The sequence below is a fragment of the Paraburkholderia gardini genome (assembly GCF_907164575.1).
Taxonomy (GTDB): domain Bacteria; phylum Pseudomonadota; class Gammaproteobacteria; order Burkholderiales; family Burkholderiaceae; genus Paraburkholderia; species Paraburkholderia gardini.
This window is the reverse complement of record NZ_CAJQYY010000007.1, coordinates 51,319-76,647: the sequence shown is the minus strand read 5'-3', so window position 1 is coordinate 76,647 and position 25,329 is coordinate 51,319. Positions and strand designations below refer to the sequence as shown.

Here is a 25,329-nt window from a genome sequence, read left to right as displayed (position 1 = left end):
TGAGGAATCACCATGACGCATCTGACCTTGCAATCCGTGACGAAGCGCTTCAACGGCTCGACCGCTGTCGACAGCGTCGACCTCAGCGTGCCCGACGGCAAGCTCGTCTGCTTCCTCGGCCCGTCGGGTTGCGGCAAGACCACGCTGCTGCGGATCATCGCCGGCCTTGAAACGCCGACCTCGGGCGGCGTGATGTTCGCCGGCAAGGACCTCACGCATGTGCCCGCGAACCGGCGCGATTTCGGCATGGTGTTCCAGTCGCTCGCGCTGTTTCCCCATATGAGCGTCGCGGAAAACATCGCGTATCCGCTGCGGCTGCGCAAGACGGACAAGGCCGCGCAATCGCGCCGGATCGCCGAGCTGCTCGAACTGATCCAGTTGCCGCACATGGCGAACAGGCCGGTGACGCAACTCTCGGGCGGCCAGCGTCAACGTGTGGCGATCGCGCGCGCGATCGCTTCGTCGCCAAAACTGCTGCTGCTCGACGAACCGCTTTCCGCGCTCGACGCCAAACTGCGCGAAGCGATGCAGGTCGAAATCCGGCTGCTACAACAGCGCCTCGGCATCACGACGATCATGGTCACGCACGACCAGCGCGAAGCCATGACCATGGCCGACGAAATCGTCGTGATGGAAAAAGGCCGCATTGCGCAGGTCGGCAGACCGCTCGATATCTACCGCGATCCGGTGAGCGAATTCGTCGCCGGTTTCATCGGCCTTGGCAACATACTGCCGGTTACGCACGACGGCCACGGCGGCGTCAGCCTGCCAGGCGGCCAGCAGATCATCGTGGCGAATCCGGCGCGCGTCGCCGCGGCGGCCAGCGACGGAATACGCCTTCTCATCCGGCCCGAGGACGTCTGCGTCAAACCGGCTTCCGGTGAAAAGAGCGGCAACCAGCTGGCCGGCACCGTCACGTTCATTCGCGACGTGGGCGCCACGCTCGAAGCGACCATCGACTGCGCGGGCTTCACGCTCACCGCCGCGACCACGCCGCGCGAAACGCCGGGTCTTGCGACCGGCATGCCCGTGCTTGCCGAACTGCCCGCGCACGCGTGCAAACTGATTGCAGCCCGCACCACGCATTGATATTTCCAGTACCCACGTTTTCGACAGAGGAACGACTCATGACCACCCTTCACTCCCTCAACGCACGCACCCGCCGCATGCTCAAGGCGACGGCTGCCACGCTTGCATTGACCGGCGCCGCGGCGCTCGGCGCGTATGCACCGGCCGCACACGCCGATGCCATCGACACGATCGCGAAGACCGGCGTGGTGCGCGTCGGCGTTTTCATGGACTATCCGCCGTTCGGCTCCATCGGTCCGGACATGAAGCCGATGGGTTATGACATCGACGTCGCCAACCTGATCGGCAAGACCCTCAACGCGAAGGTCGAACTGGTCGCCGTGACGGGCGACAACCGGATGGCGTACCTCGCCGATCACAAGGCCGACATGCTGCTCTCCGTCGGCCAGACGCCGGAGCGCGAAAAGGTCATCGACTTCTCGAAGCCGTACGCGCCGTACTACCTCGCCGTGTTCGGTCCGAAATCGCTGGCCGTCAAGAACGCGAACGACCTCGCCGGCAAATCGATTTCGGTGGCGCGCGGCACGCTGGAAGATCTGAGCGTCACCAAGATCGCCCCGCCGACCGCCACGATCAAACGTTTCGACGACCCGAACGGCGCCATTTCTGCATTTCTTTCTGGTCAGGTACAGTTGATGGTGGTCGGCAACGACGTGGGTGCGACGATTCTCGCCCGTCACCCCGCGATCGATCCGGAACAGAAATTCGCGCTGTTCAGCTCGCCGGATCACGTCGGCCTCAACAAGAACGAGCCGCGCCTGCTGCAAAAGGTCGACGAAACGATCTCGAAGGCACGCAAGGACGGCACGATGAACGCGATTTCGCAGAAGTGGCTGCGCACGCCGCTGCCGGCCGATCTTTAAGCCGACAGCGCAGGCCCGGGCCGCATCTGCCGCACCCGGGCTTCACCAGACGATGACCAGCACCTCATGAGCTATGTGTTCGATTTCAGCGGCTTCGGCATATACACGGGTCTGCTTGCCCGTGGCGTCGGCGTCACCCTTGGGCTTACCGCCGCATCGACGGTGCTGGGCGGGCTCATCGCCATTGCCGGTGCGGGCATCGGTATCGGCGGCCCGCGCTGGGCGCGCATGGTCGTCGCGGCGTATGTGGAGCTGATCCGCAACACGCCGTTTATCGTGCAGCTGTTTTTCATTTTCTTTGGCTTGCCGGGGCTCGGCATTCATATCGGCGAAGTCTCGGCCGCGGTTCTCGCGATGTCGGTGAATCTCGGCGCGTATGCGACCGAAATCGTACGCGCCGGCATCGATTCGATTCCGCGCGGCCAGGTACAGGCCGCGATGGCACTCGGGCTGCACGGTCGTCAGGTGTTTCGTCACGTGGTGCTGCCGCAGGCGATCGCGAACGTCTTTCCCGCGCTGCTGAGCCAGGTGCTGATCGTGATGCTCGGCTCAGCGGTGGTCTCGCAGATTTCGGTGCCGGACCTGACGTACGCGGCCAACTTTATCCAGTCGCGCAATTTCCGCTCGTTCGAGAGCTACGTGATCATCACCGCGACGTATCTGTTCCTTTCGATCGCGTTGCGGCTGCTGATGAACCGTCTCGGCGCGCGCCTCTTCGCCGGTCGCATGCCGCGCTCGCGTTCCACGCCGCGCGGCCTGTTGCGTCTTGTCCTTGCGTGGCGCAGTACGCGCGCGTTGCCTGCGGAGCGTTCGTGATGATGGAATTCACGCTCTGGGATATCGCCCGCAACCTGCTGCTCGCAGCACGCTGGACCGTACTTCTTTCGTTGATCGCCTTTGTGTGCGGCGGCACGGTCGGGCTGATCCTGCTCGCCGCACGTGTGTCGCCGCTGTCATGGCTGCGACGCGTCGTCGTGCTCTACGTCGAGTTGTTTCAGGGCACGCCGCTACTGATGCAGCTTTTCCTCGCGTTCTTCGGGCTGCCGCTGCTGGGCATCGACGTTTCGCCATGGGTCGCGGCGACCGTCACGCTCACGCTCTATACGAGTGCCTATCTCGCGGATATCTGGCGCGGTTGCGTCGAAGCCGTGCCGCGCGGCCAGTGGGCGGCGGGCGCGAGTCTTGGCATGACGCACACGCAGCAGTTGCGCTATATCGTATGGCCACAGGCGCGCAAGATCGCAACGGCGCCGACCGTGGGCTTTCTCGTGCAGGTCGTGAAAAGCACAGCGCTTACATCGATCATCGGCTTTGTCGAACTCACAAAGACCGGCTCGATGATCACCAATGCGGTGTTTCGTCCGTTCCCGATCTACGGCATGGTCGCATTGCTCTACTTCGCGATGTGCTTTCCGCTGACCTGGTATGCGCGTTCGCTGGAACGCAAGGCACGGGTCGGACAGCATCGGTAAACGTTGCGCATCATTGACGCGTATCCCAGGTACGGACCGTAGCGCTGCCTGACGCGCCAGCCGGTGAAATGAAAGCCGGCTACCCCGTCCGTGGTTCTGTCGAAGGCTCCCCTGGCACGCGGCGCTCCCGCGGCATGGCAGCACCCGGCGTGCGTCCGGCCGGGCCGTCTGCCCCGGTCGCCGGGCGACTTCCGTCCTCGGCGTCATGGTCGGGTGGCGACCACGCACCGGGTCCATTCGACGGGGTGTGAAGCTGCATGTGCGGCACGGGAATCTCGATCCCGGCCTCGTCCATCTTGCGCTTGAGCCGCGCGTTAAAGGCGCGCGCCACGCTCCACTGTTGTAGCGGCTTCGTTTTGATCTGCGCTTTCACGACCATCCAGTTGGTCTCAAAGCGGTCGAGCCCCCACACTTCGACCGGCCCCAATATCTCGCTGCTGAGGCGAAAATCCTGCATCAGCTCGGCGCCTGCTTCCGTGATCATGCGCGTGACTTCCTCCAGATCAACGGAGAACGGCACCCGCACCTCGAATAACGCGTTGGCGAAGTCGCGCGACAGGTTCTTCACGATCTTGATCTGCGAGAACGGAACGGTGTGTACCGCGCCTTGCCCGTCACGCAGCCGGACCGTTCGAATCGTCAGGTCCATGACAACGCCCGCATGACCACCATCGATCTCGATCCAGTCACCGACCGAGATTGTTTCCTCGACAATGATAAAGAGCCCCGTGATCAGATCGGTCACGAGCGTCTTTGCACCGAAACCGACTGCGAGACCGATCACGCCCGCACCGGCAAGAAGCGGTGTCAGATTGATGCCCAGACTGGCGGCGGCAATAATCGCAGCCAGGCTCGCTACCGTCACGAAAACCGCGTTGCGCACAATCGGCAACATCGTGCGGGCGCGCACGCCAGGATTGAGCGCCTTGTTACGCGAGCTGCCGGGGCCCAGTGTTTCAAGAATTGCGGTGTCGATCAGAATCCAGATGAACCAGGCAACGAAGACCGTTGCAATGACTGCAATCAACGCATGCCTGAAAGCCGGTGTCATCGCACTGTGCCTGACCAGGCGCGCAATCGGACCACTCCACAAGTCCAGTTCGAACTGGATGAACACGAGCCACACCAGAAGAATGAACAGCGTGCTCGCGAAGCGCACGAGTCGCATCAGATGCGGCGCGCGGCGCTGCCTGGGCGTATCTCTTCGACGTGTGAAATGCAGCAGGAGTGCCGACGCGAACAGCGTGAGCACAAGTAACAGCGCACTGAAAAGCGACAGTTGCAATACATTCCCGGCCGCGCCGCGTGCGTCGACGATTGCGACGATCGATGCGATCGCGATCACGAGGATCGGGATGTGCCACAACGACGCAAGGATATCGAACGCTTCCGTGGCGAGTTTGTGATCGCGCCTTCGCGCATACGGGCGATTGCGTATCAGATGCGTGACGGGCCGCCGGTAAGCGAGCGCGAAATATGCGATCAGGAGAACAGCCGCCACATTTGCGAATGCCGACACGAGCCCGGAGAGATTCGCGCCCAGCAGCTGTGTGACATCCGGGTTCGCCGTAGCGTCGCCGAGCGCGCCACATACGCCGATCGCGAAAAGCGGCCAGAAGCTTCGCGCGAGCAGCTGCTGGACCGCAGTACGCCGGTGTGCCGAACTGAAGACCGAGAACATGATCATGCAGATCGCCGAGAAGATCGAGCCTGCAACGATCGAGTAGGCGATCACGACTCCCAGCGTGCGGCCGAGCGCATCGGGCATTCCACGCACGAACAGCAGCACCGCCACGAACGCGAGAATCCATGGACCCGCCCGCTGCAATGCGAAGTTCAACAGTTCTATCGACGTCGGATTTGGCTTCAGCGCGACGTCCCAGCCATAACGTATGCGAAGGCGCCGCTGCAGATAGATCAGCAAGCCGGCGCACCCGCCCCAGACCGCCAGCGTCGCGGTCATGCCGCGCAAAACGATGCCGGGCGACTCGCCGCTCTCACCCGACACGATGGCCCGCAGCTCATTTGCCGCCACTCTGGAACGGGCCACCCAGTAGTGCAGCGGTGTGCGACCCTCGTTCAGATCCGTCTCGACGGACGCAATGCCTGATGCAATCGCGCCGAGCAGATCGCTGTTGGCCTGTGCGGACGGCAGGGGTGTCTGCGCCGCGGGCGCAACACTTTGGGTGCCTTCACGAAGCCCCTTCAAATGGGCGACGAGCGCTTTGCGTTGTGTATCGTTCTCGAGCGTGCCGATCAGGTTGTCCAGCGAGCTCGCGAGTTCAGCCTGGCTGGCGGGCGAAGGTGCCGATGCAGCCTGTACCGCCGAGGCCGGCTGCGCTGAAGCACCGTTCGCCCTGTTGGCGAAGTTTTGCAGCGCGGCGGGAAGCGGCACGGCTAATGCCGGATTGCCGGCCGTCGTAAAGAGCAGAAGGCAGCTGGCCACGGTCAGCCATAAGCACGCACACCAGACGGCGCGCAGCGTACGTGTGCGCCACAAGCCAGCATGTAGAACTGCGCGAGTCCACGGTCTTGTGAAGACCCCGGCATGGTGGGTTTCACACCGCATAAATGCTGCCATGGAGATCCCTGACGAAAGGTCACCCCTAAGAGCCGGGTCACGGGCTAACGCGAATGCGAAGCGTCCAGCCACGATCCGTCTGCGCTGCGTACCGGAACTACGGACCATTGCGTGCACCCGCATGAAGCGACGCCCTTCGGCGCCCTCGCGCCAAGGTTAGCGCATCAAGCGTCGCTGTGTCATCTGCAATGCGCGCCGCGCGTGCAGCAGGCACCGTCGATCCCTCGCTCGCGGAAGTCCTGTCCACAACGTCGGCTTCGCAGCAACTTTCACTATATTTACATCGAGCCGCTGGCGCGAAACCAGACATCGGTATGCAGTTGGCAGCCGCGGCATCGCTCGCCCTCGCCAGCCAGGCGATAGCGGTCTGACCGGCATACCTGAAACGCGGCCTGTCAGTTCACGACAACATGGTAACGCCCTTTCCGGTTCCGGTCCCAAGGCCGTCCGTCGCCACTCCCTCGATCACAATATATAGTTGTGACATCTACTATTTTTTCTGAAAACCCTAAATAATTACGGATTCATGCCGACAATCGTTTTGTTGACTACGCATCCAGATTACTGAAAACGTCTGGCAATATCAGGGCAACATGCCCACTCACTGTCGATCAGGTTACGCATGCAGAAGCTCAAAGGCTCGATCAGGTTGAAGGTGTACGCGGCTCTCGGGGCCTGCCTGACGATTGTTTTCATCAACGGCGTGATTGAGGCGCGAGGAGCGCGCGCGCTCGAGGAACACCGCGCGAACAGCTATGCCCATGAAACGGTACCGGTGGAAGATCTCGCGGCAACCCGGATCAACGCACTGGGAATCCATATCGCACTGATGCGACTGCTTGCCCAGCGCGATCCCGGCGAAGTGCAGCAGACAGAAGCACACATTCGCGAACTGGAAAAAAAACTGACCGCCTCATGGACCGACTATTACCCGGGCAGGCTGACCGACGACGCGAAGCGCGCAGTCGCGAACCGGATCGCTACGTGCGTCAACGAGTTCCTCTCACTCGTCGACGCCGCAGTGGCCGATATCGATGCCGGCAATCCTGCCGGTGCTGCTGCGACCCTGGACAAGCTGATGTCCGTCAGCGTCAGTCTCTCTGACGGGCTGGACAGGAATTCCGCCATGCAGGTTGCCCAGATCGAGGAATCCAACCAGAAAAGCGAACACCTCTATGTTCTGGTGAGGTGCCTCGAATGGGGAGGATTTTTCATGGCGTTCGTGGTTGTCATCTGTGCGGCGGCCTATCTCCTGAAGGTGATCCTCGGTCCGCTCAGGTCCGCGGTGGAGGTGGCCGAACGCATCGCTGGCGGCAAGCTCGACAACGACATCACCATTGTGTCGAACGACGAGTTCGGCAATATGCTGCATGCGCTCAGGACGATGGACCGGCAACTGACCGATGTCGTACGCGGCATCAAGAGTTCCAGTGAGTCAATCTCGGTCGCCGCGGGTGAGATCGCCGCTGGCAACACCGATCTCTCGTCCCGCACGGAGCAGCAGGCTGCCTCGCTTGAGGAAACAGCCGCCAGCATGGAACAGCTCACGGCGACGGTCCGCCAGAACGCCGGGAACGCCCATCAGGCGACAACCCTTGCATCCAGCGCCACTGAAATTGCTCACGCCGGTAACGCCGTTGTCGGCCGCATGCTGGCAACGATGGGTGACATATCAACCAGTTCCGCGACGATCGGCGACATCACCACACTCATCGAAAGCATCGCGTTCCAGACGAATATCCTTGCACTCAATGCCGCCGTGGAAGCAGCGCGCGCGGGCGAGCAGGGTCGCGGCTTTGCCGTTGTCGCGGGCGAGGTTCGCAGTCTTGCCCAGCGCGCGTCGAGTGCGGCGAAGGAGATCAAGGATCTTGTCCAGCACTCGGTGCAGACCGTGCGCGTCGGGTCGGAGCAGGCGGGAGAGGTCGGGCGCACGATGGAGCAGGTGCTGCAGGCCATCAAACGCGTGGCAGACATCAATGCCGAAATCTCGGTAGCGTCCGAGGAACAACGCCGCGGCATCGAGCAGGTCAATCTTGCGGTCGGTCAGATGGACGAGGTGACGCAACAGAATGCCGCGCTGGTCGAAGAGGCCTCAGCGGCGGCCCAATCGCTCGACCAGATGGCCGCGCAGCAGAAGAACGCGGTGGCCGTCTTCACACTCGGCGATCGCGGCATCGGCCCGACACCTGCTCTCCACGGTATTGGGGCGGGATAGACAGGTGGCTGACAACGCTTCGCCGGCCAGCGGAGCGCGGGTTATCGCAAAGCCCGCTGATACTCGCCAGCCTGCGTCGCCTTGTAAAGCATGTCGCCCACGCCCGCAAACGTACCCGATACGCTTGCGCTGGCGCTCGCCCGGCATGCGCCATGGCGTTTCGTATGAAGCTGCGCCCACTCCACCGCTTCCAGATGGCGAAGCGCCGCGGGCAGAATGGCGCTCTCCTCCCGGCCCCTCGCTTACCGCACGAGCCTGGCGCATCGGGCAAGCGCCGACGACAGCCCGGTCAGCGCGGCCCTGCTGACGGGCGGACGCGCAACATTCGATTCGGGATCGTCATGCCGCCCGTGTTCGCAAAGGCTCAGCAGCAGAAGTTCATCGACTTCAGCGCAAACTTCCGGCACGCGGTTCCGAACCCGACTGAAGCGTCGCGCTTCCTTGCAGCGCTGAAGCAGGTGCACGGTCTGTCGTACCTACGTGATCACCGACTGCATGGCTAACCAGCACGGGGGCAATGCGCCCTCGTCTTCCGCATGCACAGCGCCCAGAACACATAGCCACCTGTGTAGCAGGCTGGAGAGTCGCGTTGATACCCGGCACACGCGGCCACATTGAGGATCTCCTCGCCTGCCCATTCTGTAAAAGGGTTACAGTAGACGGTTGCAATGGCAGGAAACCATGACCCCACATTCCCCTCCCGCGCGGAAAGGGGCACGCGTGCCTTGCAAGGAACAAAATGGGGGCTCGACACTCGATCCCCCGCGGCAAGTTTTGAGGTGCAACCAGACCGATGACAAATCAACTACCCGTTGCCAGCCCGGAACTGACCCTCAAGATCTGCCCTCCCCGTGCACCGCGACACATGCTCGCGCGAGCGCGCCTGAGCGCGGAAAGTGGGCGCTTTCGCGAATGTCCGGTGACGATCGTGCAGGCGCCACCGGGCTTCGGGAAAACCTCACTGCTGATCCAGTGGCGCCACGAATACCTGATGCGCGGCAGCGCGGCGGCGTGGCTCTCGCTTGACGGGCGAGACGATCCACGGCGCCTGCTCGTGGGTTTGACGCTGGCCGTCCGGACCGGCTCCGGGCGGGCAACCTTCGGCAGACGTCTGCTGGAAGGCGGCGCCGCGCCAGACGCGCCGCTCGAAGGCGTCATCGCGTGGCTTGCCGATGTCGCGCGCACAGCGCTCGACATCGTCCTGATACTCGACGAAGCGGAGCAGTTGCAGCAGGCGAGTCAGGAGGTGCTCGGCCACCTGCTCGAAAACCTGCCCGCCAACCTGCGCGTCGTGGTTGCCGCCCGCGGCGGTTACGACAAGGTCATCTCACGCCTGCGTCCCTACGGTCTTTGCGCGACGGTCGATGCCTCGTCGCTGCGCTTTCGCCTCGATGAAACCATCTCGTTGATTGCGAGCCGCTTCGGTGCCGAGGTCAGTGCTGACGCGAGCGCGAGGCTGCACGACATCACCGAGGGCTGGCCGCTTGGCCTGCAACTCGCCCTTTCCGCCATCGCTGATACACAGGATCCCGTTTCCGCGATTGACGCCTTCGCCAGCAGCGCGGGCGGCATTCGCGAACAGTTCGTGATGGCGCTGCTCGAACGACTCAGCCCCGAAGACGCCGATTTCCTGTCGCGCATCTCGATCGTCGACCTCATGCACGCAGACCTCTGCGCAGCGCTCACCGGGATGCCCGACGCAAGGCAACGGCTCTTGCGTCTTGCCAGCGAAACACCCCTCTTTTTCAGCGCGCAGGGGCGTGGCGAGTGGTTCCGGCTGCACTCGATGGCCCGCGAAGCTTTGCGCGTGCGTCTGGCTGCACTCCCCGACACGTTACGGCTCGATCTGCACAGGCGCGCGATGCAATGGCTGGCTGACGAGGGCATGACCGAAGCCGCTGCGCGCCACGCCCTCGCGTGCGGGGAGACCGAGACCGCCTACGCACTCGCACAGCGCAGCCTCCACGAAGCCTTGACGCAGGGGCGTCTCGTCGACGTGCTCGAATGGCTGGACTGGCTGCCGGAGACGGTGCTGGACCAGCATCCGCGTATGCGCCTTGCGATTGCGTGGGCGCTGGCAATGAGCGACCGTCACCAGGAAGCGCAGATCCAGGCTCAGGCCATATTGCGTAGCGCCGAGCCCGAGGAGGCGGTGCAATACGAAGTCGACCTTATCTTGAGCGCGGCGGCGTATTTTGCCGACGAACCCGACCGCGCGGCTCGCGTGATGGAGCGTTGGGGCGACACGCCTCCGACTGACGACGCCTGGCTGCAGCAGGTGCATGCGAACCGGCTTGCCGCGCGGGCAACGATGCTGGGCGAGTACGCCGCATCGCGCCATTTGCTGCGGCAAACGCCGCGTGGTGGATCCACGGTCGCCTGCCGCTACGTGAGCCGCTGGCGCGACTACATGACGGGCTTTGGCTATCTGCTTGAAGGGCAGATGCTGCTCGCCGAGCGCACCCTGCGCCCGGCGCTGGTCCAGGCGGACGACGATCTTGGCCGGCGACACCCTTTTTCCTGCATGATCGCGGCGCTGCTTGCCGCGACCCGGTTCAAACGCGGCGATTTCGACGAAGCTACTGCACTACTGGCCAACCGTCTCGACATCCTGGAACGGCGCGGCACGCCCGACGCGGTCATCGTGGCGTACCGGACGCTTGCGCGTATTGCCGCCGTCGCGGGCGCCGACCATCGGGCGCTTGACCTCCTGGGGACGCTTGACGCGATCGGCGCTGCACGCGGCACGCCGCGGCTTTGCGTCGCCAGCCTGACCGAGCAGATCCGGTTGCATAGTGGACGCTACCGTGCCGCGACATGCCGGACGCTTGTCGAACGCATCGACCAGATCGTGGCGCGGCACGCGTCGCCAGATGACCACGTCAAACGTCGCACGCTGCTTTTGCATCAGGACATCGCGCGCGCATATGCCGACATGGCCGCCCAGGACTGGAAGGCCGCCGGACGGAATCTGGCGCGCGCGCAGGCCGGCGCCGAGGCAATGAATCAGGGTGCCGTGCGGGTCGACGTGATGACGTTGCGGGCTTTCGTCCTCGATAACTGCGGGGAGCCCACCGCTGACCTGCTGAACGAGGCGACAGGCCTCAGTGAGTCATACGGAATGAAGCTGGTGCCGCTCGACCTGCACCCTGCCGTCGCCGGGTGGGCCAACGTTCCCGGAGGCAATCGTCAAACTCATCCGCACGCCGGGGTGTATCAATCCGCGACAGAGGTCGCCACGCCTGCGGCGGAGGGCACGAGCGGGCATCGTGCAATCCCCAGCATGACGCTGACGCCGAAGGAGCGTTCCGTGCTGGAACTGCTCACTCGCCACCTCACCAACAAGGAAATCGCACTCGCCCTGGGAATCGGCCAGGAAACGGTGAAATGGCATTTGAAGAATCTGTTCGTCAAACTCGATGTGACTTCACGCAAGCAGATTGTTTGTCGCGCACAACTCATGGGCCTCCTTCAGGATACGGCCCGGTTGAGTCCGGATTCGGCTGAATGAACAAACAGGCGGCGCCAGTGAATCCGGTATGACATGGTTGATTTTTCAAATAGACCGGATTCGACGTCCCCTTGCCTGCATGCCGTTAAGACCCTTAAGGGAAATCCTGACGACCTTTTCCCGGTCCAGAAAAATATAGATGTGAAATCAACCAGTTTTTGTCACAAATGCGCAACGCAGCGTGAAGTGGTGGGTAGCGCGAAGCGCGCGATGTTCTCCCGGGGTTCCCTGAAAGCCTTATGCAGCATGGAGAAGCGGTTCTTCGCCGGTACCGGAATTACGGGAAACCCGGCCCCCCTCCGATGGGGGGGAAAGATGCGAGACGGTTACGTATGCTCTCAATCTAACAGCAGCGCGGATCCACAGGGGCTTGCCGCGGTGCGTCAGATTGACCATCAATACGCCGGAGACCGCATGAAGTTAAAGATTACAGGGGCAGCAGCACTTCTCGCATTTGCAGGTGTCGCACACGCGCAGTCGTCAGTGACGCTGTACGGAACAGTGGATACGGGTTTGCTGTGGCAAAACACTGCAGCCGCAAATTTCCTCCCGGTCGCTTCAAAAAACCCTGATCTCGGGCACGTCGTCCGCCTGAAGGACGGCGGCATTTACTCGAGCCTCTTCGGCATGAAGGGCACCGAGGACATCGGCGGCGGCTACAAGATCAACTTCCGGCTCCAGGGCTCTTTCGATAGCGGTACCGGCAAGTTCCAGCTGAGCGACACGGCCGGTGCGACAGCCATGTTTAACCAGATTGCAACGGTAGGCGTATCGGGCGCGTTCGGCAAGTTCGACGCCGGTCGCCAGCTCGCTCCAATGGCTTACGCCCTCGCAGATACGGACGTGCGCAACGCGTGGTTCTTCGGCAGCGTCCTGACCGCGTGGCTCACGATGAACCAGCAGTCGGGCTGGACGGCAAACAGCACCAACGGCAGCATCGGTGCGCTGTATGACAGCAATGCGCTGGTCTACAACTCGCCCTCCTTCCATGGCGCATCGGTCGCGCTGGAATATGCTCCGGGCGGCGTGGCGGGTCACTTCCAGGGCGGCACGCGCGAATCCGCAGTGCTCAAATATTCGAACTACGGCCTGAATGCCGCAGCCGTCTACTACAACGGGCATGATGCCAGCCCGTACCCGTACCCGACTGCGGGAAACCCGGGCGCGACCCCGATCCCGGCTACGGGCGTGAACAACAACCGCTTCGTCTACTTCGGCGGGAAATACACGTGGCATGGCCTCTCGGTCTCGGGTTCGTTCAGCAACGGTCGCAACCCGGCGAACGAGAACGGCAACCTCGCGGCGGGCGTCGCCTCGGGTGATTTCGACATGTGGACGGGTGGCATCGGTTATCGTTTTTCGCCTGCATTCGAAGTCACGTCGGGCATCTACTACGTGAAGGACGAAAAGCATAACCAGAACCAGTCGGACGCCTATGTGCTCGGTGCCGACTACAGCCTGTCGAAGGCAACGACGCTGTATGGTCAGGTCGGCTACGTTTCCAACCGTGGCACGATGAACCAGACTCTCGTGTACGGCCAGCCGGTTGCGGTGGGCAAGAATACCGCCGCTGGCATGGTCGGCATCCGCCACTCCTTCTGAGGCGGAACGCCAGGCTGGCGGGTCGCAGATACGCCTTCTTCGGCATTCAAAGCCGCCTCGTTCGAGGCGGTTTTTTTATGTGCCGGATATGCCCGGCAACGTCTGGGCGAACACGTTCGCACGCCCTCCCAGCCGGCGCACGAAATGCTTGCGAGTTCAATCAGTGTATGATTTGCCGGCTCTCTGCCACCGGGGCGTTGATCGACTGGTCAGGCGAAGCAAGGAACGCGCGACTCCCCGCAATCTCACGTTACACTTTCATGACGACGGCCGATCCTACACCTGATGAATCCCTGACCTATCGGCTCAAGGCACTTGGCAAGATCGCCGACCGGATGAGCAGCGAGTTGTCCCGCGGAAAACTTGGCCTGCCCATGCCAGAGGCAATGATTATTGGCGTTCTCGGCGCCTTTGGGCCGCAAACCGTCATGGACATCTCACGCCGGTCGAACCTCGACAAAAGTCAGGCAAGCCGCACTACCGAGACGTTGATCGGAAAAGGACTGCTGTCGCGCACGGCGAGCAATCAGGATGGTCGCAGCGTCATCATTTCGTTGATGCCGGAAGGACGGAAGATTTTCAGGAAAATTGCCCCGATGGTGGAGACGCGGGACAAAGAACTCTACCGGTGTCTGAGCGAACCGGAGATGGACGCACTGCGATATCTGCTGGACAAGCTTCTCGAATCGCACGGATGGCAAGCCGAATAAGGCCTGTCACGCATACTCGCTGATGCATGACCAGCCGGTGCGAGACGCGCCTGCTCGACCAGCCCGCTGTGCGGGGGGTTACATCCGAACCCGCGTATCGCAACGACACTGGCTGGCCAGCCGGCGGTGAAGCCGACTGGCCATCGAGGTTACTGGGTGCCGAATGCCGGTTTCCCGACTGTCAGCTTGTTGTTCACCGAAGTCACGCCTGTTACTCCACCCGCGATTTCCGCGACTTTCGCGACCTGCGCAGCGTCTGATGCGGTTCCGTTCAGCGTGACAGCGCCGTTCTTCGCGGTGACACTGATATCGCCGGCGCTGATCTCCTTGTGCTTCGAGATGGCCGCATAGATATTCTTGCGCAGCGCGCGATCCGCCTTGCGGCCGGTCCCGGCCGGTGCCGCGCTGGACGCGACCATTGCGGAAGCACCGGCAGGCGCCGCCGCTGCACCGGATGCCTGGCCGCCCTGCGACCACGCGTTCATGGACATCGCAACGATGCACGTGCCGATCGCCAGCCTGAGTCCCCTGATTTTTTGCATTCACGTCTCCTGTTGTCGTGGGCCGGCGGCCCCGTAGATTGCCGGGCGCGAGCCCGGCGGATTCCGCTTTGACCGGATCAGGTTTTCGCTACCATGGTGGGCGACGTCAGGCCGTGAGGTAGTAGTCTTTAAACCTGTCCCTCAACTGGTTCTTGAGGACCTTGCCAGTCGCGCCGAGAGGAAGGGTGTCGATAAATACGACGGCATCGGGCTTCCACCATTTCGCCACCCGGCCGTCAAAGAAATCGAGCAGTTCAGCGCTTTCAAGCGCGCTCCCAGGTTGCTTCACGATCAGCAGCAGCGGGCGTTCGTCCCACTTAGGGTGCCTCGCGGCGATGCACACTGCACTCGCCACTTCCGGGTGCAGGCTCGCCACGTTTTCGATGTCGATCGAACTGATCCATTCACCGCCGGACTTGATGACGTCCTTGCTGCGGTCGGTGATCTGCATGAAGCCGTCGGCATCGATCTTCGCCACGTCGCCCGTCGGAAACCAGCCGTCGCATAGCGGCGACGTCTCATCGCAACCGAAATATCCCGTCGTCACCCACGGACCGCGCACCTGCAGGTCACCCGCCGCGCGGCCGTTCCACGGCAACGCTTCGCCGTCGGGGCCCACGATTCTCATGTCGATGCCAAACACGGCACGGCCCTGCTTTGCCTGGACCGCATAGCGCTGCTGCGTCGGCAACGACAGGTGATGGCCCTTGAAACTGCACACCGTGCCGACCGGGCTCAGTTCGGTCATGCCCCACGCGTGCAGGACATCGACGTGATAGCGCTCCTGGAATTCTGTCGTCATGGCGGTCGGGCATGGTGCCCCGCCGACGATCGTGCGGCGCATGGCAGTAAACGTCGAGCCACGCTCGGCCACATGCCGGAGCAGCCCCTGCCATACGGTCGGAACACCCGCGGAGAGCGTGACCTGTTCGGCCTCGATCAGCTCATAAAGCGATTTTCCGTCGAGTGCGGGCCCCGGAAACACGAGCTTGGCGCCGACCATGCATGCGATATACGGCAGACCCCACGCATTCACGTGGAACATGGGGACGACCGGCAGGATCACATCGCGTGCCGAGCAGTTCAGCGAGTCGGGCAATGCCGCTGCATAGGTGTGCAGAATCGTCGAACGATGGCTGTACAACACCCCTTTCGGATTGCCGGTGGTGCCTGACGTGTAGCAGAGCGACGACGCGGTGTTCTCGTCCAGAAGCGGCCACGTAAAGTCATCGCCGTGTCCGTCGATGAGGTCTTCGTAGCACATCAGCATGCCCGGCACATCGTGCGTGGCCGGCATGTTCGCGCGATCGGTCATCGCGACGAACACCTTCGGGCTCTTGATACGCGACGCGACGGACTCGATCAGCGGCAGGAACGTCAGGTCGAAGAAGATCGCGCGATCGTCAGCGTGATCGATGATGTAGGCAAGCTGATCGACGTGCAGACGCGGGTTGAGCGTGTGCAGGACAGCGCCGGAACCCGACACCGCAAAGTACAGCTCCATGTGGCGGTAGCCGTTCCATGCCAGCGTGCCGACGCGCTCACCCTCGCCGATCCCGATACCAGCGAGTGCATTGGCGAGGCGTCGGGCGCGTTGCGCCAGATCGCGATAGCGATAGCGGTGAATGTCGCCTTCGACCCGTCGCGACACGATTTCCTGCTCGCCGTGATGCCGCTCGGCGTGGGTGAGGAGCGAGGCGACCAGCAGCGGCTGCTGCATCATCAATCCATGCATGGGGTACCTTCCTGATTTATCTGATTTCCGCATTGCTGCGCGTGACACTGTGCCGGGGGCGCCTCGTCGACAGTGAGTTCGAGCGTGCCGCCGACGTTCCGGACGGGAATCTTTTGCAGATTCAGACCGTCCAGCCCCGGCATGCAACCGGTCACGACGTTGAAACGCAGGCCGTGCGCGGGGCAACGAAGCAGGTGCCCTTCGAGCTGGCCGCCCGCAAGCGATGCGCCGTTGTGCGGGCACGCGTTTTCGATGGCGTGGAGTTCGCCTTCGATGTTAAAGATCACGATGCTGCGGCCATCGACGAAAGCAAGCTTGCGCTGTCCTGGCGCGAGTTCATCGGCCGGCCCGACGGGTATTTGGCGCGACATCATCTGTTCTCCTGATCGCCCGTCGAGCGCAACATGGCATCCACGATTGCGCCGGGCGAGTATGCACCTGACAGCGACAGGGCCGAATTGATCACAAAATGCGGCACGCCACTCACGCTGTCAGCCTGCGGGGAATCTGGGCGTGCCATGCTGTCCCCGCGTCGCGCTGCCGCCAGGTGTTCGGCGAGATCTGCCGCATCGAGGCCGCACGCGAGGCCAATTCGCTCGAGCACGTCCGGGTCGCCAATATCTTCGCCGTCCATGAAGTAGCCGGTGAAGAGGCGGTCGATCAGCGGCGCAGGTGAAAATCCCGCGCCCGTGGCGACAGCCCACGCAACGAGGCCGTGCGCGGCCCGCGTATTGGGCATCACCTCGATCCTGTCGAACGCCAGCTGGACGCCAGCGGCGTGCGCGGCCTCCTGGACCTGTGCGCGCCGCGCTGCGACCGCGCCAGGACTTCCCAGACGATTCACATAGAACGCCTGATAAGGCACGCCACCTGCCGGCATATCCGGCAGCAACTGATGCGAGTGCCACCGCACCTTGACGGTGACATCCGGGCGCAAGGTGGCGAAGCGGTTGACGGCCGCGTCGAGATTGCGCTTGCCAATCAGGCACCACGGGCAGACAAAATCGAAGTGGACATCGACCGTCAGTGACGCGTTTCTATTGACAGGAGTGCCCTGCTTCGTTGTCCCGTTCATGTCAGAGAAGCTCACGAATCAGGGTTTCTGCCTGCGGCCACTCGCCGTAGCTGGCCGCCGGGTTCAGATGCCCAACCTCACCGAGGTCGACGAGGCGGCTGCCCCAGTCCGCGGCCATCGCCGCAGCACGATCGAACGCTCCCAGCGGATCGTTGCGGCTGGCGCCCAGAATGCTCGGGAACGGCAACGGCTTGCGCGGATGCGGCAGCCAGCCATTCGCTTCGAGCGCGTCGAGCGTCGGATAGCCGGCGGGCATGGGCATTTCCACGTCCGCGGGCGTCGCGAGCAACGCGCCCTGGATCGGGCGATGGTGGCGCTGCGCCCATTGCACGGTAATCATCACACCGGCGCTATGAGCGACCAGTACGATCGGGCCATCGATCTTCGCGATCGCCTCGTCCAGTGCCGCGACACGCGCCGCACAGCTGAGCTTGTCGTGCTCGAGCGGCGGCACCGAAGCTGCCTTGGGCAGGCGCGCCTGCAACAGCGTCTGCCAGTGTTCGGCGACGTGATCGCGCAGACCCGGCACGATCAGTACGGTCGGTTCTGTATTGAGAGTCACGATGCGGATCCCTTCAGGTTAGTACGGCCGGTCGCCGACAATGCCGGCGCGGTCCATCTTGCGATGGCACGGCGGGTAATCCATCACCGCGTAGTGCTGTGTGCTGCGGTTGTCCCAGATCGCGATGCTGTTCGGCTTCCAGCGCCAGCGCACCTGGTGCTCCGGGATATACGCCTGGCTGATCAGATAACGCAGCAGTTCGGACGCGCCCGGATTGGCGTCCTGACCGAAACGCACGCGCGCCGGCGTGTGGAAGTTCGTGAAGTGCGTCGTGAACGCATTGACGAACAGAATCTTCTCGCCCGTGTCGGGGTGCGTGCGCACGACCGGATGCTCCGCGTCGGGGTACTGGGCCTTCAGTGCATGGCGCTTCCCGATCGGCATCGCCGCACCGAAACTCGCCTCGATGCTGTGGCGTGCGCGCAAATCGGCGATCTGCTCCTTCACGTGCGCGGGCAGGTTCTCGTACGCGAGCACCATGTTTGCCCACATCGTGTCGCCGCCGACGGGCGGACATTCGACGCAGCGCAGCACGGCACCAAATGGCGGGGCTTCCCGCCACGTGGCGTCCGAGTGCCAGGAATTTTCGTAGCGGTCGTTGGGCTGGTCCGGCGACTTGTAGATACGCACGAGTCCCGGATGCTCAGGGTCGCTGCCCGCAACCGGGTGATCTTCCAGTTCGCCGAAGCGGCGCGCGAAACTGACATGTTCAGCGCGGCTGATGTCCTGATCGCGCAGGAACAGCACGCGATGTTTGACCAGGTTCGCGCGGATCTCGGCGAAGAGCCCATCGTCATGGATCGCATCGGCGAGCTTGACGCCGACCAGTTCAGCGCCGAGGGCGTTAGTGAGTTGTTCGACACGCATGGTGCCCTCCCTAGATAACGAAGACCGACGAGCCCGTCGTCCTGCGCGTTTCGAGATCGCGATGCGCCTGCGCGGCATCCTCGAGCGAGTAACGCTGGTTGATCTCGATCTTGATGCGGCCGGCCGCAACGTGGCCGAACAGTTCGGCAGCGAGGTCCGCTTTTTCCGCCGGGTCGGCGATATAGTCGGCGAGCGCCGGACGCGTCAGATACGGCGAGCCCTTCATTGCGAGGATCTGCGGGTTGAATGCAGGGATCGGGCCCGATGCCGTGCCAACGCAAACAATGAGACCGCGGCGCTTGACCGAATCCAGCGTGGCTTCGAAGGTGTCCTTGCCGACGCTGTCGAAAACGACATTGACGCCAGCGCCATCGGTCAACTCGCGCACGCGCCGTGCGACATCTTCATGGCTGTAGTTGATGGTGTAGTCGCAACCGTGCGCGCGGGCGACTTCCGCCTTCGCGTCGCTCGACACGGTGCCGATCACCGTGACCCCGAGCAGCTTCGCCCATTGCGAGACGATCAGCCCGACGCCGCCAGCGGCCGCGTGCAGCAGGACCGTGTCGCCGGCCTTGAAGTCATGGATGCGTCGCATCAGATACGACGAGGTCAGCCCGCGCATGGTCATGGCTGCAGCCGTTTCGCACGCGATGCCGTCAGGCAGCTTGATGAGCGGCGCGGCCGGGCACAGGCGCCCGGTGCTGTACGCGCCAAGCGTGTTAATGAAGCCTGTGTAGGTGACACGATCGCCCACCGCGACGTTCGTGACGCCCGCGCCCAGCGCCTCGACCACGCCGGCTGCTTCCACGCCCATGCCGGCAGGCAGTGGGACCGGATACAGGCCGGAGCGGAAATAGGTATCCGCGAAGTTCAGGCCGACTGCCTCATGGCGCAGGCGAACCTGCCCCGGGCCCGGATCGCCCACTTCAACGTCTTCGTAGCGCAGGACCTCAGGGCCACCGGTCTCATGAAAGCGGACTGCTTTCGCCATGATTCGTTCTCCAGGTTGTTTCTTGATCTGCTAAAAAGGATTACGCCTGCCGGAGGACCATCGCCTCCCGCCGCAGGCGTCTGTTACCGCATGACGTCCGGGTACTGCCGTGCTCCAGCGCGACGTGGCTAGTGCCCGGCCTGCTCACGCAGTGCGTTCACACGGTCGAGATCGCGCGCGTAGCTGCGACGGCCGATAGCGAACGCAACAGCTGCGAGCAGCGGTGCCAGCGGTACCAGCTGCAGGGCGCCGAGCAGGCCGATGCGGTCTGCGACGATGCCCGTGAGAATCGCCGCGGGGGCGAGGCCTAACAGGTTGTTCGCGAGTGTCAGCGTGGCGAATGCCGAAGCGTGGATCGACGGCGGCGTAAGGTTCGCTAGCATCGCGCCCGAAGGCCCCGTCGCGCCAGCACAGAAAAACATGCCGCAACCGATCAGGACGAGCTGAGCCGGGCCGCCCGGCAGCTGGAACGCCGTACCGAGCAGCACGCAGCACAACAGGCAGTACGCGATCGCGGCCATCCACTTTCTCTTTGCAACCTTTCTGCTGAGACGGTCGGCCAGGTTGCCGCACACGATCATGCCAAGGCCGGTTACCAGCACGAACACCGCGGCACTCATGGCCGCCTTGCCAGGCGCCATGCCGTAATAGCGGTTCAGGAAGCTCGGCATCCACGCCCACACGGCCGCCGGCACGAGCAGATGAATCCCGCTGCCCACGTAGGCGCAAACGACGGAGCGCGTGGAAAACAGTCCCTTCACCAGCGCGCTGAAACTCATGCGCACGTCAAGGTCGCCCTTCGTCGCGGCGCCCGGCGGTTGCACTGCCGCCAGCTTTTTCTCGGTGACAACGCAACGATAGACGACCACCAGCACGATACCGAGGCAGGCCATGGCGCCGAACGACCAGCGCCATCCGAGATGGGTCCCGACGGCGCCGCCGATCGCCATGCCCAGCACGGAGCCAAACGCGCCGCCCGCCATGAAGGTACCCGTGAGCGTGGCGCGCAGGCGCGCCGGAAAAATACTCAGGACGAGCGCGATGCCCACGCTGCCGTAGGCCGCCTCGCCAATCCCGACGAAAGCGCGCGCAATCAGCATCTCGCCGTAACTCGTCGAGATCGCGCAGCCGAGCGTCGCGAGACTCCACAGCGCCGCCATCAGTGCGATGCTCTTGACGCGGCCCCAGCGATCCGCCAGAACCGAAAGCGGAAAGGTCAGCACGCCAACCATCAATGCGACGACGCTGCTAAGCGAGCCGAGCTTCGTGTCGGAGAGGTTCCACGCGGACTTGATAAACGGAAAGACCGCGTTCAATACCTGACGCGACATATAGTCGGAAAGCAGCAGACCGATCGTCAGCGCGCAAACCACCCACGCGTAGACTGGAATGTCCGACTTCGTTACTGTAGTTTCGCCCGTCGTGGGCTCAGCGTGCTGCAAAAGCATTGTTGTCTCCATCACGTCTCTCGGCATCTCGTGCCTTTTGCCCGCAAGGGACCAAAGGGGCCGGTATGTGTGTCGCTTCCCGAACCGGGTCCGGGAGCCTCCTTCAACCACCCTGTTACGCTGCGCGCAGCGGCCGGTTCTTCACACCAGCCTTGCGGTTCGGTGCCATGCCGTTGGCCGCGAGCGTTTCATCGACTGTCTCGTACTGCACACCGATCTTGTAGATTGCGCGCGCTTCCTTGCCGCCCGCGATCTCACGACCCAGTTCGCGCGCCACACGCACGCACTGTTCGATCTGCTGCGCCGAAGTCATCCGGTTGCCGTGCTGGTCGATGATCGTGTCCTCGATGCCGCAGCGCGGATGCAGACCCATCGCCATCGCCATCATGTTGAACGGCAGCACGTTCTTCAGCAGCGACTCGGCCGTGAGCGTGCCGCCATCCGGCGCACGGTGCACGAAGTTGAAGAAGTTGTGCGGGTTCGGGCCGTCGAAGCCACCGCCGATGCCAATCCACGTCAGGTTCAGCGGACCCTTGTAGACGCCCTTGCGCACGAGGCGATCGAGCGTTTCGAGCGCATGGATGCCGGTGAGCTGGAAGTGCGGCTGGATGCCCGAGGCCTGCAGGCGGCGCAGATGCTCTTCCACCCACGCCGGGCCGGCCGGCACGGTCATTTCACTATATGCGGCATGGAGAAGCGGATTCGCAAGCGAAGTGCCTTCAAGGTACTCCGGATAGAGCAGTTCCATGATGTTCATCTGCGTGGTGTTGATCGCGACGGTCACCTGGTCCGGCCTCGGGTCGAGATCGGCCAGCATGTGACGCGTGTCGTCGGACAGCCACTTCGCGGCCTGGCCATCGTCTTCCGGTGCGAACGAAATCGAGCCGCCCACCTGGATGATCATGTCCGGCACGGCTGCACGCACGCCTGCAATCAGTTCATTGAACTTCGACAGACGCTTGGAGCCTTTGCCGTCCAGTTCACGCACGTGCAGGTGAAGCACCGTTGCACCCGCGTTGTAGCAGTCCACAGCCTTTTGAATCTGCTCTTCCATCGTCACCGGAATGTCTTCAGGGAAATCCTGGGGCATCCATTCCGGACCGTACGGTGCGACGGTGATGACTACCTTTTCCTGATTTTCGGGGTGCAGCGAGTCGTCGAGAAATTGCATCGTGTTCTCCAGATATGGTTGGACTTTCCACCTCCGCGCCAGAGCAATCCTGGACGCGACGGAAAATGAATCAGTCCGGCGAAGATACGGCAATCCGGCAATGCAGTTTTCGTTTTTGGTGACATTGTTTTATGATTCAACGACACCAGGCGTTAACACCAGTGCTGCGCATACGGGCCGCGCTCCGGCCAGAAAAGGAACGAAATCAGATGCAAACCATGGTGAGATCGTCGTCGATGCACGGCTATTTCGACGTGACGCGGCGGCTCGGCCTCAATCCCTATGAGCTTGTCCAGGAAGTAGGTCTCGACGCGGTGGCGCTGGCGAATCCCGATGACCGGATTCCGGCAGACGGCGCCTGCCGGCTGCTGGAAATAACGGCGGAAAGGGCGTCGTGTCCGACACTCGGGCTGCAGATTGCACAAACGCGCCAGCAGTTCGGTAGTGGAGTTGTCAACATTCTGCTTGCCCACAAGCGCACGCTACGCGACGTACTGCTGGCCGCTGCCCAATATCGACATCTGCTTAATGAAGCGCTGGGTATTCACGTCGAAACGACCGGCGATACGGTGACGATCCGCGAAGAACTCATTGCAGAACCAGGTACGCGGACAGTGCAGGCGATGGAGCTGGCAGTGGGCGTGCTCTCCCGTCATTCCAGCGCGCTTCTCGGCGCCCACTGGAAACCGCACAGTGTGCACTTCACGCATCTGGCTCCCGGTGACCTCGTTTTCCACCGCCGGTTTTTCGGATGCCCGATCACGTTTGAAAGCGATTTCAACGGCTTCGTCTGTGCGGCGGAAGATCTGGATTTTCCGAATCCGAATGCCGACCCCGTACTGGTCCGCTACGCGGAAAACCTCGCCAATCCGCTCAACGCGATGGCGGCCGATTCGATTGCGCTGGAGGTGCGCAAGGCGATTTATCTGCTGTTGCCTCTTGGCCAGGCCTCGATCGAACTGGTGGCGCGGCAGGTGAACCTGACAGTGCGCACGCTGCAGCGCCAGCTCGATTCGACCGGTTCCAGTTTCTCGGGCATCGTTGAAGAAGTGCGGCGTGACCTCGCCGTGCGCTACCTCCTTAACCCACGCTACCCGATCGGCCGGGTCGCCGCCCTGCTGGGCTACACCAACCAGGGGTCGTTCACGGTCTGGTTCCAGGGGCGCTTCCAGATGACGCCCCGTGAATGGCGCAATCGTCATAGAAGCAGCCCGTAGTTCTCTCAGGTCATACCTCCCCTGAAAGGGCCTGCTTGCCGCAGCACCGATCGCATTCGCGCCTGTTTTAGCTGCGCGCGAGCCTGTGTCCGCTGGCTCAGTCCAGTCGAAAGATCTTTACCGTGCTTGTCAGCAACCCGGTCTGCTGGTGCTGCAATTTCACCTGCTCGACAGTGGCCGCAACGTGCGCCGCATTTTCGCGGGTCGCTTCGTCGATGCCGGCAATATTGTCGCCCACCTGGTCGATGCCCGCACGCTGGGCGTCGGTCGCCTGCGCCATCTCGTGAACGATGGTAGTCAGACGCGTGACACTTTCCAGTATTCCCGCGATCGTGTTGCCCGCGCTTTCGACGAGCGTGTTGCCGGTCCGGGCACGATGGACGGATTCGCCGATGAGTGCACGGATCTCCTTGGCGGCGGCTGCACTGCGCTGCGCCAGAACACGTACTTCTGCCGCCACCACCGCAAACCCGCGCCCCTGCTCCCCGGCGCGGGCGGCCTCGACGGAAGCGTTAAGCGCGAGGATATTCGTCTGAAACGCGATGCCGTCGATCACGCCGATGATGTCCGTGATGCGTTCGCACGAGCGGTAAATCTCGCCCATGGTGTCAATCACGGCATCGATCGCCGCGCGCCCTTCGGTTGCGACTTCGCTCGCCGAACCCGCGAGCGCACGCGCGGAGCTCGCGTGGTCTGCGTTCTCGTGGACACTTTGCTTCAGTTGCTCCATGGCCGCGACGATGCCTTCGAGGGAGGATCGTTGCTGGTCGGTACGCTCCGAAAGGATCGCATTGCGCTCGCTGATGCTGGCGACCGCCTCCGCGACTTCGCGGGCGCTATTACGCACCTGCAGCAGCGTCTTGCGAACCATCCCGAGCGTCGAGTGAAAGGAGCAGCCCACGCCGCTAACAGGGCGGACCGGACACTCACTCAGCGTAATGTAGCCAGACTCGCGCCCAATGCCCTGAGCCATCATTTCGAGCTCGCCCGCGATCCGCGCGTCACGCTCCTGGCGCACGGAGATGGCCGCGAGAAACAGCGTCTGGAGCCATAGAAAGGCCCAATGCTGCGCCACCACATCAAGCCCTGTCCGCGGGAACGCACTCGCGTCCCAACCCCAGGCCTGGAAATAGTTGAATGCGAGTTGCTGCACGGATATGAATCCCGTGGCGAGCAGAATGACCCGAACGTCGCGGTAAGCGAGCAGCAACGACAGCAGGATGAACACCATGAAGTGAAACTCATCCTGCCCTTTCCCGATGTCGATCATCACGGCCGCGCCGCCCATGAAGGTAATCGCGGAAACCAGCCGGGTAGCCCGATGTCCGGGCATGGCAAACGCGAGGGCAGTCGATAAAAGCGCGAATGGCAGCCCGACTACCCAGGCCGGCCTGAGGTTGTCGAAGTGCCACCCGATACCAAGCGAACCCGCCAGCATGATCCAGTTGACGACCGCACAGGCGCGGTCCGCGCGTTCCCGGGCGGCCGCAAGAGGACTGTTGACACTTGCCGTACCGCCCCCCGAGGTCGGGTTCGAGCGCCGCGCGCTGACGTGGACTTGCGGCCCGGCGCTGGCTGCGCCTGTGAGACTACCTTGCATGTATCGACTCCTGAAATTCCGCTAGACAGGGCCAGGGTCGCTGACGGCGACACGATCAGCGACCCCCTGCGTCCGGGC

21 protein-coding genes are annotated in these 25,329 nt (G+C 62.9%); 10 read left to right on the top strand and 11 right to left on the bottom strand.

Annotation, left to right across the window (positions count from 1 at the left end; all coding sequences use genetic code 11):
- Positions 1–12: 12 nt before the first annotated feature.
- From LPA34_RS07520 to LPA34_RS07505, 4 genes are all read left to right on the top strand, one after another.
- Positions 13–1,089, top strand: a complete 1,077-nt coding sequence (locus LPA34_RS07520) for an ABC transporter ATP-binding protein (RefSeq protein ID WP_228976567.1) — start codon at positions 13–15, stop codon at positions 1,087–1,089.
- 38 nt (positions 1,090–1,127) lie between these two features.
- Positions 1,128–1,952 carry a transporter substrate-binding domain-containing protein gene (locus LPA34_RS07515; protein WP_228976565.1) on the top strand — a complete coding sequence of 275 codons (825 nt, stop codon included), beginning with the start codon at positions 1,128–1,130 and terminating at the stop codon, positions 1,950–1,952.
- Between the two features lie 66 nt (positions 1,953–2,018).
- Positions 2,019–2,768, top strand: a complete 750-nt coding sequence (locus tag LPA34_RS07510; protein WP_228976563.1) for an amino acid ABC transporter permease — start codon at positions 2,019–2,021, stop codon at positions 2,766–2,768.
- Positions 2,768–3,424, top strand: coding sequence for an amino acid ABC transporter permease (locus LPA34_RS07505; RefSeq protein WP_228976561.1), 657 nt, complete (start codon positions 2,768–2,770; stop codon positions 3,422–3,424). The genes LPA34_RS07510 and LPA34_RS07505 overlap by 1 nt, the downstream gene beginning before the upstream one ends.
- A 79-nt stretch (positions 3,425–3,503) precedes the next feature.
- Here LPA34_RS07505 and LPA34_RS07500 read toward each other — a convergent pair whose 3' ends face one another.
- Positions 3,504–5,870, bottom strand: coding sequence for a mechanosensitive ion channel family protein (locus LPA34_RS07500; protein WP_324251713.1), 2,367 nt, complete (start codon positions 5,868–5,870; stop codon positions 3,504–3,506).
- Between the two features lie 790 nt (positions 5,871–6,660).
- Here LPA34_RS07500 and LPA34_RS07495 point away from each other — a divergent pair.
- The 5 genes from LPA34_RS07495 to LPA34_RS07475 all read left to right on the top strand — a co-directional run bounded on the left by LPA34_RS07495 (position 6,661) and on the right by LPA34_RS07475 (position 14,043).
- Positions 6,661–8,220, top strand: a complete 1,560-nt coding sequence (locus tag LPA34_RS07495) for a methyl-accepting chemotaxis protein (RefSeq protein ID WP_228976799.1) — start codon at positions 6,661–6,663, stop codon at positions 8,218–8,220.
- Between the two features lie 164 nt (positions 8,221–8,384).
- The gene (locus LPA34_RS07490; protein ID WP_228976558.1) at positions 8,385–8,723 is read left to right on the top strand and encodes a hypothetical protein; all 339 of its coding nucleotides are present in this window, start codon (positions 8,385–8,387) and stop codon (positions 8,721–8,723) included.
- Positions 8,724–9,013: 290 nt separating this feature from the next.
- A complete protein-coding gene (locus tag LPA34_RS07485; protein ID WP_228976556.1) occupies positions 9,014–11,731 on the top strand; it encodes a LuxR C-terminal-related transcriptional regulator in 2,718 nt (905 codons plus the stop codon).
- A 414-nt stretch (positions 11,732–12,145) separates the two neighbouring features.
- Positions 12,146–13,333, top strand: coding sequence for a porin (locus LPA34_RS07480; RefSeq protein WP_228976553.1), 1,188 nt, complete (start codon positions 12,146–12,148; stop codon positions 13,331–13,333).
- Between the two features lie 260 nt (positions 13,334–13,593).
- A complete protein-coding gene (locus tag LPA34_RS07475) occupies positions 13,594–14,043 on the top strand; it encodes a MarR family winged helix-turn-helix transcriptional regulator (RefSeq protein WP_228976552.1) in 450 nt (149 codons plus the stop codon).
- A 149-nt stretch (positions 14,044–14,192) separates the two neighbouring features.
- On the opposite strand, the gene LPA34_RS07470 is transcribed toward LPA34_RS07475, so the two are convergent.
- The 9 genes from LPA34_RS07470 to LPA34_RS07430 form a co-directional block, all read right to left on the bottom strand.
- Positions 14,193–14,585, bottom strand: a complete 393-nt coding sequence (locus tag LPA34_RS07470) for a BON domain-containing protein (protein WP_228976550.1) — start codon at positions 14,583–14,585, stop codon at positions 14,193–14,195.
- 106 nt (positions 14,586–14,691) lie between these two features.
- Positions 14,692–16,320, bottom strand: coding sequence for a 3-(methylthio)propionyl-CoA ligase (locus LPA34_RS07465; protein ID WP_228976548.1), 1,629 nt, complete (start codon positions 16,318–16,320; stop codon positions 14,692–14,694).
- The gene (locus LPA34_RS07460; RefSeq protein ID WP_228976798.1) at positions 16,308–16,691 is read right to left on the bottom strand and encodes a Rieske (2Fe-2S) protein; all 384 of its coding nucleotides are present in this window, start codon (positions 16,689–16,691) and stop codon (positions 16,308–16,310) included. The genes LPA34_RS07465 and LPA34_RS07460 overlap by 13 nt, the downstream gene beginning before the upstream one ends.
- A complete protein-coding gene (locus tag LPA34_RS07455) occupies positions 16,691–17,395 on the bottom strand; it encodes a DsbA family oxidoreductase (protein ID WP_228976546.1) in 705 nt (234 codons plus the stop codon). The genes LPA34_RS07460 and LPA34_RS07455 overlap by 1 nt, the downstream gene beginning before the upstream one ends.
- A 1-nt stretch (position 17,396) precedes the next feature.
- A complete protein-coding gene (locus tag LPA34_RS07450) occupies positions 17,397–17,957 on the bottom strand; it encodes an RBBP9/YdeN family alpha/beta hydrolase (protein WP_228976544.1) in 561 nt (186 codons plus the stop codon).
- A gap of 18 nt (positions 17,958–17,975) precedes the next feature.
- A complete protein-coding gene (locus LPA34_RS07445) occupies positions 17,976–18,824 on the bottom strand; it encodes a TauD/TfdA dioxygenase family protein (protein WP_228976543.1) in 849 nt (282 codons plus the stop codon).
- Positions 18,825–18,834: 10 nt separating this feature from the next.
- Positions 18,835–19,815, bottom strand: coding sequence for a quinone oxidoreductase family protein (locus tag LPA34_RS07440; protein ID WP_228976542.1), 981 nt, complete (start codon positions 19,813–19,815; stop codon positions 18,835–18,837).
- A gap of 128 nt (positions 19,816–19,943) precedes the next feature.
- Positions 19,944–21,263, bottom strand: a complete 1,320-nt coding sequence (locus tag LPA34_RS07435; protein WP_228976541.1) for an MFS transporter — start codon at positions 21,261–21,263, stop codon at positions 19,944–19,946.
- 115 nt (positions 21,264–21,378) lie between these two features.
- A complete protein-coding gene (locus LPA34_RS07430) occupies positions 21,379–22,434 on the bottom strand; it encodes a beta-keto acid cleavage family enzyme (RefSeq protein WP_228976540.1) in 1,056 nt (351 codons plus the stop codon).
- A 209-nt stretch (positions 22,435–22,643) separates the two neighbouring features.
- Here LPA34_RS07430 and LPA34_RS07425 point away from each other — a divergent pair, with 209 nt between their 5' ends.
- A complete protein-coding gene (locus LPA34_RS07425; RefSeq protein WP_228976796.1) occupies positions 22,644–23,651 on the top strand; it encodes an AraC family transcriptional regulator in 1,008 nt (335 codons plus the stop codon).
- Between the two features lie 97 nt (positions 23,652–23,748).
- Here LPA34_RS07425 and LPA34_RS07420 read toward each other — a convergent pair whose 3' ends face one another.
- Positions 23,749–25,251 carry a methyl-accepting chemotaxis protein gene (locus LPA34_RS07420; protein WP_228976536.1) on the bottom strand — a complete coding sequence of 501 codons (1,503 nt, stop codon included), beginning with the start codon at positions 25,249–25,251 and terminating at the stop codon, positions 23,749–23,751.
- Positions 25,252–25,329: the final 78 nt, after the last annotated feature.

Bases quoted from the DNA above. Each gene is read 5' to 3' on its own strand.
- LPA34_RS07520 (WP_228976567.1), top strand. From the start codon at position 13: ATGACGCATCTGACCTTGCAATCCGTGACGAAGCGCTTCAACGGCTCG.
- LPA34_RS07515 (WP_228976565.1), top strand. From the start codon at position 1,128: ATGACCACCCTTCACTCCCTCAACGCACGCACCCGCCGCATGCTCAAG.
- LPA34_RS07510 (WP_228976563.1), top strand. From the start codon at position 2,019: ATGAGCTATGTGTTCGATTTCAGCGGCTTCGGCATATACACGGGTCTG.
- LPA34_RS07505 (WP_228976561.1), top strand. From the start codon at position 2,768: ATGATGGAATTCACGCTCTGGGATATCGCCCGCAACCTGCTGCTCGCA.
- LPA34_RS07490 (WP_228976558.1), top strand. From the start codon at position 8,385: ATGAAGCTGCGCCCACTCCACCGCTTCCAGATGGCGAAGCGCCGCGGG.
- LPA34_RS07485 (WP_228976556.1), top strand. From the start codon at position 9,014: ATGACAAATCAACTACCCGTTGCCAGCCCGGAACTGACCCTCAAGATC.
- LPA34_RS07480 (WP_228976553.1), top strand. From the start codon at position 12,146: ATGAAGTTAAAGATTACAGGGGCAGCAGCACTTCTCGCATTTGCAGGT.
- LPA34_RS07475 (WP_228976552.1), top strand. From the start codon at position 13,594: ATGACGACGGCCGATCCTACACCTGATGAATCCCTGACCTATCGGCTC.
- LPA34_RS07470 (WP_228976550.1), bottom strand. From the start codon at position 14,585: ATGCAAAAAATCAGGGGACTCAGGCTGGCGATCGGCACGTGCATCGTT.
- LPA34_RS07465 (WP_228976548.1), bottom strand. From the start codon at position 16,320: ATGCATGGATTGATGATGCAGCAGCCGCTGCTGGTCGCCTCGCTCCTC.
- LPA34_RS07460 (WP_228976798.1), bottom strand. From the start codon at position 16,691: ATGTCGCGCCAAATACCCGTCGGGCCGGCCGATGAACTCGCGCCAGGA.
- LPA34_RS07455 (WP_228976546.1), bottom strand. From the start codon at position 17,395: ATGAACGGGACAACGAAGCAGGGCACTCCTGTCAATAGAAACGCGTCA.
- LPA34_RS07445 (WP_228976543.1), bottom strand. From the start codon at position 18,824: ATGCGTGTCGAACAACTCACTAACGCCCTCGGCGCTGAACTGGTCGGC.
- LPA34_RS07440 (WP_228976542.1), bottom strand. From the start codon at position 19,815: ATGGCGAAAGCAGTCCGCTTTCATGAGACCGGTGGCCCTGAGGTCCTG.
- LPA34_RS07435 (WP_228976541.1), bottom strand. From the start codon at position 21,263: ATGCTTTTGCAGCACGCTGAGCCCACGACGGGCGAAACTACAGTAACG.
- LPA34_RS07430 (WP_228976540.1), bottom strand. From the start codon at position 22,434: ATGCAATTTCTCGACGACTCGCTGCACCCCGAAAATCAGGAAAAGGTA.
- LPA34_RS07425 (WP_228976796.1), top strand. From the start codon at position 22,644: ATGCAAACCATGGTGAGATCGTCGTCGATGCACGGCTATTTCGACGTG.
- LPA34_RS07420 (WP_228976536.1), bottom strand. From the start codon at position 25,251: ATGCAAGGTAGTCTCACAGGCGCAGCCAGCGCCGGGCCGCAAGTCCAC.